The sequence below is a fragment of the Mesorhizobium sp. B2-3-11 genome (assembly GCF_006442215.1).
GTDB lineage: Bacteria > Pseudomonadota > Alphaproteobacteria > Rhizobiales > Rhizobiaceae > Mesorhizobium > Mesorhizobium salmacidum.
On sequence record NZ_VFVS01000015.1, the window covers coordinates 160,997 to 173,518 of the forward strand.

The 12,522-nt window shown below is 64.1% G+C and carries 12 protein-coding genes; 5 read left to right on the plus strand and 7 right to left on the minus strand.

Features of this window, described 5'->3' with window-relative positions; translation table 11 throughout:
- Positions 1-47 precede the first annotated feature (47 nt).
- Entirely contained in the window at positions 48-617 is a 570-nt protein-coding gene (locus tag FJ960_RS20595) for an NADPH-dependent FMN reductase (RefSeq protein WP_140716399.1), read from the minus strand.
- Positions 618-827: 210 nt separating this feature from the next.
- On the opposite strand from FJ960_RS20595, the gene FJ960_RS20600 reads away from it, so the two are divergent.
- Entirely contained in the window at positions 828-2,201 is a 1,374-nt protein-coding gene (locus tag FJ960_RS20600; RefSeq protein WP_140716401.1) for a cytochrome P450, read from the plus strand.
- Here the strand turns inward: FJ960_RS20600 and FJ960_RS20605 are convergent.
- The 6 genes from FJ960_RS20605 to FJ960_RS20630 all read right to left on the minus strand — a co-directional run bounded on the left by FJ960_RS20605 (position 2,192) and on the right by FJ960_RS20630 (position 8,061).
- The gene (locus tag FJ960_RS20605) at positions 2,192-3,199 is read right to left on the minus strand and encodes a complex I NDUFA9 subunit family protein (protein WP_140716402.1); all 1,008 of its coding nucleotides are present in this window, start codon (positions 3,197-3,199) and stop codon (positions 2,192-2,194) included. The genes FJ960_RS20600 and FJ960_RS20605 overlap by 10 nt on opposite strands.
- Positions 3,200-3,620: 421 nt before the next feature.
- The gene (locus FJ960_RS20610; RefSeq protein ID WP_181165952.1) at positions 3,621-4,622 is read right to left on the minus strand and encodes an Ldh family oxidoreductase; all 1,002 of its coding nucleotides are present in this window, start codon (positions 4,620-4,622) and stop codon (positions 3,621-3,623) included.
- 88 nt (positions 4,623-4,710) lie between these two features.
- Positions 4,711-5,520 (minus strand): ABC transporter permease, encoded by an 810-nt coding sequence (locus tag FJ960_RS20615; protein ID WP_140716406.1) that lies wholly within the window; start codon positions 5,518-5,520, stop codon positions 4,711-4,713.
- On the minus strand, positions 5,520-6,185 hold the full coding sequence (locus tag FJ960_RS20620; protein WP_140506889.1) for an ABC transporter permease: 666 nt from the start codon (positions 6,183-6,185) through the stop codon (positions 5,520-5,522). Before FJ960_RS20620 ends, FJ960_RS20615 begins: the two co-directional genes overlap by 1 nt.
- Positions 6,186-6,391: 206 nt before the next feature.
- On the minus strand, positions 6,392-7,189 hold the full coding sequence (locus tag FJ960_RS20625) for a transporter substrate-binding domain-containing protein (protein WP_140716408.1): 798 nt from the start codon (positions 7,187-7,189) through the stop codon (positions 6,392-6,394).
- A 56-nt stretch (positions 7,190-7,245) separates the two neighbouring features.
- On the minus strand, positions 7,246-8,061 hold the full coding sequence (locus FJ960_RS20630) for an ABC transporter ATP-binding protein (protein ID WP_051442619.1): 816 nt from the start codon (positions 8,059-8,061) through the stop codon (positions 7,246-7,248).
- Positions 8,062-8,274: 213 nt separating this feature from the next.
- Here FJ960_RS20630 and FJ960_RS20635 point away from each other — a divergent pair, with 213 nt between their 5' ends.
- The 4 genes from FJ960_RS20635 (at position 8,275) to FJ960_RS20650 (ending at position 12,419) form a co-directional block, all read left to right on the plus strand.
- Positions 8,275-9,147, plus strand: a complete 873-nt coding sequence (locus FJ960_RS20635; RefSeq protein WP_140716410.1) for a dimethylarginine dimethylaminohydrolase family protein — start codon at positions 8,275-8,277, stop codon at positions 9,145-9,147.
- Positions 9,117-9,788 (plus strand): TetR family transcriptional regulator C-terminal domain-containing protein, encoded by a 672-nt coding sequence (locus tag FJ960_RS20640; protein WP_140506688.1) that lies wholly within the window; start codon positions 9,117-9,119, stop codon positions 9,786-9,788. Before FJ960_RS20635 ends, FJ960_RS20640 begins: the two co-directional genes overlap by 31 nt.
- 105 nt (positions 9,789-9,893) lie before the next feature.
- On the plus strand, positions 9,894-11,474 hold the full coding sequence (locus tag FJ960_RS20645; RefSeq protein WP_140506686.1) for a 5-guanidino-2-oxopentanoate decarboxylase: 1,581 nt from the start codon (positions 9,894-9,896) through the stop codon (positions 11,472-11,474).
- Positions 11,475-11,711: 237 nt separating this feature from the next.
- Entirely contained in the window at positions 11,712-12,419 is a 708-nt protein-coding gene (locus FJ960_RS20650) for an SDR family NAD(P)-dependent oxidoreductase (protein ID WP_027142833.1), read from the plus strand.
- Positions 12,420-12,522 lie beyond the last annotated feature (103 nt).

The following is a 12,522-nucleotide window of genomic DNA, read 5'->3' on the forward strand; positions in this document are numbered from 1 at the left end:
ATTCCACCTCTTTATGGCGCGAGCAAGCCGCGCTGAGAGCGGCTCTCTCAGGCAGCGCGCATTGGTTTCAACGCCTCGCTCCAGCGCAACAGTTCGTCCAGCATGGTCTTGGTTCCGCCCCGCACCTGCTCGCTGGCATCGAAGGCGCCATTCTCGTCGAGCAGTTTCTGGTACAGCGGCAGCGCGACACCTTCCGGGATCGGCATGATCCCGACCGCGGTCAGCAGCGGTTTCAGCGCCTGCGCCGCGCGCAGGCCGCCGGAAACACCGCCATAGCTGAAGATGGCGGCTGGCTTGTATCTCCATTCGCGGGCGAGATAGTCGACCGCGTTGACGATCGCGGGCGCCACGAAATAATTGTATTCCGGCGCCACGAAGACTAAGGCGTCTGCAGCGTCGATCGCCTTCGACCAGACCTTGGTGTGGTCGTTTTGATAATTGCCGAGCCTTGGATGATAGGGTTCGTCCAGCACCGGCAGACCGAACGCGGCGATGTCGGTCAGCACCGGCTCGAATTTTCCGTGCTCGCGCGCGAACGTCTCCAGCCACTCGGCGAAAACCGAGCCGGCGCGGCCGGGCCGCGTGCTGCCGATGATGATGTTCAACTGGTGCTTCAAGGCAGGCTCCTTTGTCAGGCGGTATCCGTTGGTGACCGTCACTACGGCAGAGCGTTCCAGCGGACAAGGTCGGAGCCCTGACGGAACGGTCACGATCGGATGAACAGACCGTCTGCCCTGCGTTCCTGAAGTCATGGTCCGCTCTGCCGTTTGGCCACATGGACGCCCGGTGTGCCAGCCACTACATTGATGGGAACAGCGGAGCACTCCATGGATACTCAGCCCGCCCCCTTCGTTCCTCCCGCCCCGAAGCCGCGCACGTCGCCGCCTTCGACGCTGGAGATGATCCGCATCGTCTATCGCAACCCGCTCGAACTCTGGGGCGAGCCGACCTACAACGAACCCTGGATTTCGGCCAAGGGCGCCGGCGGGCCGCTGGTCATCGCTAATGATCCCGCCCTGATCCGCCATGTGCTGGTCGACAACGCCAAAAACTACAAGATGGCGACGGTGCGCCAGAAGATCCTGAGGCCGATCCTGCGCGATGGCCTGCTGACCGCCGAGGGCGAGGTGTGGAAGCGGTCGCGCAAGGCGATGGCGCCGGTGTTCACACCGCGCCACATTTTCGGCTTTGCCCAGCCGATGCTGAAACGCACGCTGGAGTTCGTCACCCGTTACGAGGCAGGCGGCGCGTCCGATATCGCCCATGACATGACGCTGCTCACCTACGACATCCTGGCCGAGACGCTGTTTTCCGGCGAGATCGCAGGCGAGCCGGGCAGTTTCGAAAACGAGATCGACCGCCTGTTCGAGACCATGGGCCGCGTCGACCCGCTCGACCTGTTGCGTGCGCCCGACTGGCTGCCACGGCTGACCCGCATCCGCGGCCGCAAGACGATGGCCTATTTCCGCAAGATCGTGACCGACACGGTCAAGATGCGCGAAGAGAAGTTCAGGCGCGACCCCGATGCCGTGCCCCAGGATTTCCTGACGCTGCTGCTCAAGGCCGAAGGCCCCGACGGGCTGACACGCCCGGAAGTCGAGGACAACATCATCACGTTCATCGGTGCCGGCCACGAGACCACGGCGCGCGCGCTCGGATGGACCCTTTATTGCCTGGCCGAATCGCCCTGGGAGCGCGACCGCGTCGAACAGGAGATCGACCAGGTGCTGGCGCGCGAGCCCGATCCGACGAAGTGGCTCGACGCCATGCCGCTGACACGCGCCGCCTTCGACGAGGCGCTTCGGCTCTACCCGCCGGCGCCATCGATCAACCGCGAGCCGATCGTGCCGGAAATGTGGAGGGACCTTTATATTCCCAAGCACGCCGCCGTGCTGGTGATGCCGTGGGTCGTCCACCGCCACAGGAAGTTGTGGGACCGGCCCGACGCTTTCCTGCCCGAACGCTTCCACCCGGGAAACCGTGAAAAGATCGACCGCTTCCAGTATCTGCCCTTCGGCGCGGGACCGCGCGTCTGCATAGGCGCCAGTTTCGCCATGCTGGAGGCGATCATCGCGCTCGCCATCCTTTTGTCACGCTTCCGCTTCGACGCGACCGCTGAAACAAAACCTTGGCCGGTGCAGAAATTAACCACGCAGCCGCAAGGCGGGCTGCCGATGCGGATCACGCCTCGTCATCGTTGAGGGCTGACGCTTCTGGAGATTATTACCGCGGGCTTGCGCTGCTGGAACTGGCCGGCGGCGCGGAAGCGCCAGAGATAGCTGGGCAGGATCGTCGCGATCGACTGCGGCTGGATGCCGAGCCCCGCCAGTGTCCGGTTGGCCTTGGCGGCTTCGTCCGAAACGATGTTGTGCTCGCGCAGCTGCGTCACCTGGTCCTTGGTCAGCATCGGGTTGGGCAGCAGGCCGAGGATCGAGGCCTGGATGTTGGCCACCCACCACGGCACCGGCACCAGCAGGCGCTTGCGCTCGATCACGGTGAGCATTTCCTGCATGCACTCCTTGAAAGTGAGCACGTTGGGGCCGCCAAGCTCATAGACCCGGCCGCCATCGATCTTGCCGTCGACCGAGCGCCCAACAGCTTCAGCAACATCGCCGACATAGACCGGCTGGAATTTGGTCTGGCCGCCGCCGATCAGCGGCAGCACCGGCGAATAACGCGCCATGTTGGCGAAGCGGTTGAAGAAGCTGTCTTCGGGCCCGAAATTGATCGACGGCCGGAGGATCACGGCGTCGGCGATCGTCTCCAGCACGGCCTTCTCGCCCAACGCCTTGGTGCGCGCATAATCCGATTTGGAGTCCAGATCGGCGCCGAGCGCCGAAATATGGGTGAGGCCGGCGCCGACGGCGCGCGCGGCCTCGGCGATAGCGCGAGCACCGAATTCGTGCACGGCGGAGAATTTCTGACGGCCGCTCTCATGCAGGACGGCGACGAGATTGACGACGTGGTCGGCGCCTTGCACGGCGCGGTCGACAGACCAGCGTACGCGCACATTGGCCTGCACCGGCTGGATCTGACCGACATTGCCGAGTGGCTGCAAATGGCCGGCAAGATCGGGCCGCCGGCAGGCGACCCGGATACGATAGCCGCGCTTGGCCAGCGCCCGCACGACATGACGGCCGACAAAGCCTGACCCGCCAAAGACGACGACGAGCTTTGGGGTCTGCAGGATTTCGGTCATGGCGGGCTCCGGCGCGCGTTCCAGATGGCTTGGCTGAGCCGTTTCATAGTCCGTTTTGCGCTAAAGGCAAAGGGTGACGCGTCGTCGCGTCATCCTTGTTTCTTGGGCAATTCCAGAAAAAGTGTGAAGCGGTTTTCCGCGAAAGCGCATGGCACTTTCATCATGTTTTGGCGCCGCGAACGACAGACGCAGAAAACCCCGCCGAAGCGGGGTTTTCCGGGTGACGTTCGCGCCGAAAGCAGGGTCCAACGAGGCGGCCTGACCTGAGACGGTATCAGCGTGGCGTGAAGCAAGTACGCCCGCCCCAGCCCTGAACGCATCCGACAGAAGACACCGACCGGGCAAACCCGACCCGGACAGCCATTGGTCGTCGCGAGGCGCGGGAAGGTTCACCGACGCGCGGGAAATTTCGTCAGTTTCTTCAGACCGAATAGCGCTCGGCGAATTCGGAGATGCGCTGGATCACCGCCTTGGGCGCGGTGATGCCGCGCGCCTGCGCCTTCTCGACCGCTTCGGCCCGGGCGCGGCCGGGCACATGCACGCCATAGCGTCGGCGCAGCCGGTCGAGTTGGTCCTTCATGCGCTGCTCGAAATCCGGATCGAGTAGCTTCGGCTCGACCGCGAGCACGAACAGGCCGGTTCCCGGACTGTCGGGACCGCCGCTGAACCACGGTGCGTCGAGCGACCAGTTGGCGCCCGACAGGCCCGCCGCCAGCACTTCGACCATCAGCGCGATGTTGGCGCCACGCTGGCCGCCAAAGGCAAGCATGGCGCCCTTCATGGCGGCGGCCGGGTCGGTCGTCGAATTGCCGCTGGCGTCCAGCGCCCAGCCTTCGGGAATCTTCTTGCCGTCTTCCGCCGCCTTGCGGATGTTGACGAAGGCGGTGGCGCTCGACGACTGGTCGATGACCAGCGGCGCGCCGTCGGCGGCGGGCGCGGCGAACGACATCGGATTGGTGCAATAGACCGGCTTGACCGACCCCGAGCCGGCCAGGACGGCCGGGCCGTTGGTGGCGGCGAACGACACCAGCCCCTGCGCCGCCAGCCGGCCGGTGAAGTAGCCGAGCGCCCCGCACGTATAGGCGTTTTTCTGCGAGAAGATGGCGACGCCGAACAGTCTTGCCGCCTTGGCGAGGTCGTCGATGGTGCGGTCGAATCCGGTATGCGCCAGCCCGCGGCGTGCGTCCGAGAGATAGATGGCCAGCGCCGGCCGCGTGATCACCGGATCGGCATTGCCGTCGATGCGCCCGGCCTCGAACGCCTCGAGGTAATCGATGAAATGCGACAGCCCGACGGTGGCAAGTCCTTCCGCCTCGGCCGCGATGATCGAGGCGGTGAGCGATTGCGCCGCTTCCTCATTGGCGCCGGCGCCAAGTGCCGCCATCCGGCACAGTCCTTTTGCCTGGTCGAGACTGAGTTGCATCAGGGCTGCTCCTGAGTGAGTAGGAAATAGGGAGTAGTCAGTAGAATAAAACCGGCAAGCAGCCCACTATTTCCTATTCACTACTCGCTTACCCGATCTTGACCGGAATCCGCGCCTCGATCCGGCTGAACGCGAAGACCAGAATGCCGGTGATCGCCATATAGATCAACGCCAGGAGCAGCAAGGGCTCGTAGGTGAGATAGGTGTCCTGCCGCACCTTGGACGAGACGGCGAAGATGTCGATCACACTGATAGTCGCCACCAGCGGCGTCGATTTCAGCTGCAGCACGGTCTCGCCAGTCAGCGTCGGCAGCGCCCGGTAGAAGGCTTGAGGCAGCCAGATCCGGCGGAAGATCTTCCAGCGGCTCATGCCGAAGGCGCGGGCGGCTTCCAGCTGCCCCTTGGGCACGCCGGCAAAGGCGCCGCGCATCACTTCGCCTTCATAGCCGGCAAAGGACAAGGTCAGCGCCAGCACGCCGTACGGCCAGGCCTGCCTGAGATAAGGCCACATCCAGGATTCGCGGATCCATGGATATTGCGGGAACAGCGAGCCCAGCCCGTAATAGAGCAGCCATAGCTGCAGAAGCAGCGGCGTGCCGCGAATGATGGTGCAGAACACTTTCGCCGGTGTCGCGACCCAGATCGAACCGGCCGCCTGCGCCAGCCCGACGGGCAAGGCGATCATGAAGCCGAGCGTACAGGTGACGGCCAGGATCCACAGGGCACGCCAGATGCCCATCAGGCCCATTTCCCAATATTGCGGCAGCCAGTCCCAGCGCATGAAATAAGCGGCCGAGGCCACGAGCCCCAACGCGATGAGGATCAGCACGATGCGATGTGGCTGCAGCCAGAGCGAAGCGCGCGCTGCCGTGTCGATGACGGCTGTTTCGCTGGTCATCAGCGTGCCTCCTTGATGGAAGGCATGCCGCGCCGCGCCCATTTCTCGGCGCGGCCAAGCAGGAAGTTCGAAACCAGCGTCACGCAGAGATAGAGCACGCCGGCGGCGAGGAAGAAAACCAGATAGGCCTTGGTGACGCCCGCCGCCTGTCGTGTCGCCAGCGTCAGTTCGAAGAAGCCGACGACGGCCAGCAGCGCGGTGTCCTTTGTGGCGATCAGCCACAGATTTGCGAGGCCCGGAATGGCGAAAGGCAGCATCGCCGGCAGCGTGATGCGCCGCAACAGAAGGCCGGGAGACATGCCGAAGGCGCGAGCGGCTTCGATCTGGCCCTGCGGAATGGCGAGGATCGCGCCGCGGATGACTTCCGTCGAATAGGCGCCCTGGACGAAGCCGAGCACGGCAATGCCGGCCACCAGCCCGCTTATATCGACACGCTGGTAACCCATCGCGGCCAGCACCTGGTTTATCAGGTCGGTACCGGCATAATAGAGCAGCAGTATCAGCACCAGTTCCGGCACGGCGCGCACCACCGTGGTGTAGACCGCGAACAGGTCGCGCACCACGGGCCCGCCGTAGAGCTTGCCATAGGCACCCCAGGTTCCAATCAGCAGGCCGACGATCGTGGCGCCGACTGCGATCTCGAGCGAATGCAAGAGCCCGAGCAAAAGGGTCCCACCCCAGCCGACGGGCGCCGGCGAGAGGAGTTCGACGATGCCGGCCGCGGAGGCCGGAAGAAAGGATTCGATCAGCGTCGCCCCCCGGATTGCTGGCTCGATCCGCCGGCACCAGCGGCCGGCGGCAAGCATGCGTGGACTGGCTAGCTGGAGGATGGGGACGTCAGCGCCCTGTCCTCCAGCCCATGCGAGGGTCGTCAGTTCGACTGCGTGGCGCCGCCGTAAATGTCGAAATCGAAGTATTTCTTCGAGATCTCGTCATATTTGCCGTTGGCGCGGATCGCCTTGATGCCGGCGTTGATCTTCTCTTTCAGATCGGTGTCTTCCTTGCGCACGCCGGCGCCGACGCCCGGTCCGAGCACTTCGTCGTCAGGGGCCACCATGCCCTTGAGATCGCAGCAGGCCTTGCCCTGGTCTGTCTTGAGGAACTCCTTGAGCGCGATGGAATCGGCCTGCACCGCGTCGAGGCGGCCGGCGGCAAGGTCGTTGTTGGCTTCGTCCTGCGTCTGGTATTCCTTGATCTCGGATGCCGTGGGGCCGAAATGCTTCTTGGCGTAGACGGCATGCACCGTCGACACCTGGACGCCGAGGACCTTGCCCTTGAGGTCGTCAGGCGTGGCGCCGAACTTCTGGTCCTTCGGGCCAATGATCGCGGTCGGCGTGTTGTAGTACTTGTCCGAGAAGTCGATGGTCTTCTTGCGTTCGTCGGTGATCGACATCGACGAGACGATGAGGTCGATCTTCTTGGTGGTCAGCGCCGGGATGATGCCGTCCCAGGCGACAGGGGTGATGACGCAATCGAGCTTTTCCTCGGCGCAAACGGCGTCGATGAAGTCGATCTCCCAGCCGACCCATTTGCCCGAAGCGTCGGGCGAGGTGAAGGGCGCGTAGGGTTCGGCGGCGACGCCGATCTTAACCGGATCGGCTTTGGCCACGCCCATGGCGGCGACGCCGAGCAGCAGCGCCGTGGCGAATGTCTTCAGAACAGTCTTCATTTTCAGAACTCCCAGTTTGTTGTTGGTTCCCGGTTTTCTTCCGTCCCGGCCGTTCCCTAGCCGATGTTGCGGATGAACTGCTTGAGCCTTTCGGATTTGGGCGCGCCGAAGATCTGCTCCGGTGGCCCCTCCTCCTCGACCAGCCCGTTGTAGAGGTAGACGACGTGGGTCGCGACCTCGCGGGCGAATTTCATTTCGTGGGTGACCAGCACCATGGTGCGGCCTTCGCGCGCCAGATCGCCGATCACCTTCAACACTTCGCCGACCAGTTCAGGATCGAGGGCCGAGGTCGGTTCGTCGAACAGCATGACACGCGGATTGATGGCCAAGGCGCGAGCGATCGCGGCGCGCTGCTGCTGGCCACCGGAGAGATAGGCCGGGTAGACATCGCGTTTCTCGGCGAGCCCGACACGCGCCAGCAGCTTTTCGGCCTGGGCGACAGCCTCGTCGCGCTTGACGCCCAGTACATGCACGGGCACCTCTATGACGTTTTCGATCAGCGTCATGTGGCTCCACAGGTTGAAATTCTGGAACACCATGCCGAGCTTGGAGCGGATGCGTTCGATCTGCCTGCGGTCGGCCGGAATGGTGTGGCCATGGCTGTCCGCCTTGAGCTTGATCTCCTCGCCATTGACACGGATGATGCCGCTGGTCGGATTTTCCAGGCAGTTGATGCAGCGCAGCAGCGTCGATTTACCCGAGCCCGAGCCGCCGATGATGGCGATGACCTCGCCGTCGCGCGCCGACAGCGATACGCCCTTCAGCACATGCAGTTGACCGAATTTCTTGTGCAGGTTCTCGACATGGATGGCTTCTGCGGCGCAGTCCTGCGCCTCGCCGGATGAGATCTTGGCAGCTGCCAGAGCGCTCACCAAATGACCTCCATATGGCCGCCGGCGGTTCGTCGAACGTCTACCCGGCTAATCAACATACGCTGTACTGCCCTGCTCCAGATTTCAAGCATGGACTCAACAGAGCGAGCCCGTCAATCCCGCTCATTACGGCACTTGCGGCCTTGTTGTGCAAGTGTATAAATAACCTCTCATGAAATTTTCTCGATTTTTTTCAGCTTAAAAAGGGCATCGATGAGCGCTTTCGGGTCACAGTCCATGGCGGCGCCGCTGCGGCGCGTGCTGATGCGGTCGGCGGCCAACGCCATGCGCGACGCCGACAGGGCCGCCTGGCACTATGGCCCGGGATTCAACGCGGCGAAAGCAGCCTCGCAGCACGCGGTCCTTGCTGAACTGGTGGCCGCTTCAGGCGCCGAGATCGAATGGATCGAGGACAAGGCCGACGGACTTTCGGATTCGGTGTTCACGCACGACCCCTCGCTGATGACCGACCGCGGCGCGCTGATCCTGTCCATGGGTAAGCCGTTGCGGGCCGGCGAGCCTTCGCTGCATGAGGAAACCTACAGAAGACTGGGTATTCCGATCCTCGGCCGCGTCGAGGCTCCTGGCCAGGTCGAAGGTGGTGACTGTGTATGGGTCGATGCCCGCACGCTGGCGATCGGGCGCGGTGTCCGCTCCAACCAGGAAGGCATCCAGCAGGTTTCCAATCTGCTGACGCCGCTGGGCATTTCCGTCTACGGCTTCGATCTGCCGCTGTGGCAGGGCGAAGAGGCGTGCCTGCATCTGATGTCGGTGATCAGCCCGCTGGCCGACGACCTTGCGCTGGTCTATTCGCCGCTTTTGCCGGCCGCCTTCTATCAGATGCTAAAAGCGCGCGGCATCCGGCTGGTCGAGGGCGATGCCGAGGAGTTCACCGCTTCCAATGGCCTCAGCCTCAACGTGCTGCCGACCAGCCCGCATAAGGTCATTGCCGTCGCCGGTTTCCCCAGGACCAGGGCCGCCATGGAGGCAGCCGGCTGTACTGTTGAAATATTCGATGCGGATGCGCTCTGCATCGCCTGCGAAGGCGGGCCGACATGCCTGACGCGACCGATCCTGCGCCAATGAATGCGCGCCGTAAGTTCCGTCGCGAGGGCGAGGGGCGGCGGCGGCAGGATCTGATCGAAGCGACTCTGGACAGCGTGGCGGAACATGGCCTGCAAGGCGCCAGCCTGCGCACCATCGCATTGCGTGCCGGCGTCACCGCCGGGCTGATCGGGCACTATTTCCCGGGCAAGGAAGAATTGCTGCAGGAAGCCTATACGGCGCTGGTCAGCCGCATGACCGAGCAGGCGAAGGCGGCGTTGGTCATGGACGGCGCCTCGCCGCGCCAGCGCCTTGCGGCCTTCGTCACCGCCAATCTCAATGCGCCGATCATCGACGCGCGGGTGTTTTCGCTCTGGGCAACCTTCATCGGCCGCGCCAGTGCGGATCCTGCCCTGGCCCGTGCCCACCGCGAAGGCTACCTTGGCTTTCGCAACGAGGTGGAAGCGGTTGTGGCTGAAGTGCTCGCCGCCGAACAGCACAAGCCGGACGCAAGCGAGCTGCGCCACCATGCCATCGCGATCAATGCGATAATCGACGGGCTCTGGATAGAAGGCTGCCTGGCCGGCGAGATGTTCTCGCCCGGCGAATTGGCGGCGATTGGCGTCAAGGCTGTCGAGGCCGAGCTCGGCCTCGCGCCGCTAGAGCAATTCCAGGAAAAGTGAGAAGCGGTTTTCCCGGAAAAACCGCGTACGCTTTCCCTTCGCAATTGCGTAGGAAACAAAGAGACAGAGCGGAACCAATAATCCGCTCTAACCGGGAGAAAACCAATGACCACCATCGGCGAAGCATTGATTTCGCTACTCGAGGCCCATGGCGTCGACACCGTCTTCGGCATCCCCGGCGTCCACACGGTCGAGCTCTATCGGGGCCTGGCGAGGTCGAAGATCCGCCATGTCACGCCGCGCCACGAACAGGGCGCCGGCTTCATGGCCGACGGCTATGCCCGCGCCAGCGGCAGGCCGGGCGTCGCCTTCGTCATCACCGGGCCGGGTCTGACCAACACCATCACCGCCATGGGCCAGGCGCGCGCCGATTCGGTGCCGATGCTGGTGATTTCTGGCGTCAACGCCACCGATACGCTCGGCAAGGGGCTCGGCTTTCTGCATGAATTGCCTGACCAGCGCGGCATGATGGAGAAGGTGGCGCTGATGTCGGTACGCGTCACCGGGGCCAGCGAGTTGCCCGGTGCGCTGGCGCGGGCCTTCGCCCTGTTTTCCTCCTCGCGGCCCGGTCCTGTGCATATCGAGATCCCGACCGACGTCATGGTCAAGCCGGCGGACGGCATCGCCGCCCTGCTCAGCAATGCGGCGCCTCCGGCACCCAATGGTGCGGCAATTGTGAACGCGGCCAAGCTCATCGCCGCCGCGCGCCGTCCGCTGATCCTTGCCGGCGGCGGTGCCAAGAAGGCGGAAGCCCCGCTGCGGCGCCTCGCCGAAAGGCTGGGCGCTCCCGTCGTCGAGACGACCAATGCGCGCGGGTTGCTGCACCGCCATCCGCTCTGCGTACCGGCAAGTCCGAGTCTGAAGGCGGTTCGCGCGCTGATGGCCGATGCCGATCTGGTGATCGCCGCCGGCACCGAATTCGGCGCGACCGACTATGACGGCTATGGCGACGGCGGCTTTGTGCTGCCTTCAAACCTGATCCGTATCGACATCGGTGCCGACCAGCTTGCGCGGCGCCCGGTGACGGTCGCCATCCAGGCTGACTGCGCCGAGGCGATCGAGGCCCTGCTTACGGCGATCGATCCGGCCCACAGAGCCGGTGAAGATGGTCATGGCCGCGCCGCGACGGGGCGAAAGGCCGCCTTTGCCGAGTTGAGCCCGGCCTATGCGGCGCAGGTGCACGCCGTGGAAATGATCCGCGATGCCTTGCCCGGGGCCATCATCGTCGGCGACTCGACGCAGCCGATTTACGCCGCCAATCTCTATTACGACCACGACCGGCCTGGCGGCTGGTTCAATGCCGCGACCGGCTTCGGCGCGCTGGGCTATGGCCCTCCGGCGGCGATCGGCGCGGCACTCGCCATGCCCGATGCACCGGTGGTCTGCCTGACCGGCGACGGCGGCTTCCAGTTCACCTTGCCGGAGATAGCCGTAGCGCTGGATTCCGAAGCGCCTGTCATCTTCGTCGTCTGGAACAACAGGGGCTATCGCGAGATCGAGACCTCGATGCTCGATGTCGGCGTTGAACCTGTCGGCGTGTCGCCGGCGCCGCCCAATTTCTGCAAGCTGGCCGAAGCCTATGGTATTGGCGCCGAAAGGCTGGCCGACATCGGCGCCTTGCCTCAGGCGCTGAAGCACGCCCGGGCAACGGGACTGCCGCGCGTGATCGAAATCACGGTCGTTTGAACCATCCAGGCTGGCCTTGGTCCCCCCGTCCGGAGGCGGATCATTCGCCGACGTAGTCCTGAAAGGCGTGCGCCGCTTCCGGGTGGCTTCGCTATTCGACGATGTCCTGACGCATGCAAAGACGTGACGGCTGCCATGTCGAGATATCGGTTGAGTGATCGGCTGAAAGGCGCGACGCTTCGCGTCGGCGCGGCAAACCAACGACAAAAGTCATAAAAATGACAGGAGCGGTCCAGGATGATGGAAACACTTGAAGGCAGGCATATCGTTGTGACCGGTGGAACCGGCGCGCTCGGTGGGGCGGTGGTCGGCAGACTGCTGGAGCAGGGCGCGATCTGCCATGTGCCGAACGCGCACGCCGCCGCGCCTTCACATTTCCCCTTCACCGCGCATGACAATGTGAAGCTGGCGCACAATGTCGACCTGTCGGACTCCGCCAAGGTCGAAGCCTTCTATTCCCAGGTCCCTGCCTTGTGGGGATCGATCCATCTGGCGGGCGGCTTTGCCAAGGCACCGGTGGAAAAGATCGAATCGGCATCCTTTGCCGAGATGATGGACACCAACGCCCGCACCACCTTCCTGTGCAGCCGCGCGGCTATCCGCTCGATGCTGGCGTCGGGCTCTGCCGGCCGCATCGTCAATGTCACCGCGCGCGCCGGGCTCGACCCCAGGCGCGGCGCCGGGATGGTCGCCTACACGGCCAGCAAGGCCGCGGTGGCCGCCATGACGGTGGCAATGGCGGAAGAGCTCAAGGCCAATGGCATCCTGGTCAATGCCGTCGCCCCCTCAACGCTCGACACGCCGGCAAACCGCGCCGACATGCCGGATGCCGATTTCACCAAATGGGTCAGCCTCGAAGCGGCGGCTGAAGCAATCGCCTATCTCGCCTCGCCCACCAACCAGGCGATGAGCGGAACGCTGGTGCCGCTTTACGGACGCGCTTAATGCATGTCGCAGCAGGTCGGGCGAATCCTAGAGCGTTTCATCGCTTGATTGAATCGGAAGGGATTCCCGGTCGGTCGGATTTGTGATTCAAGATGCTGGCTGG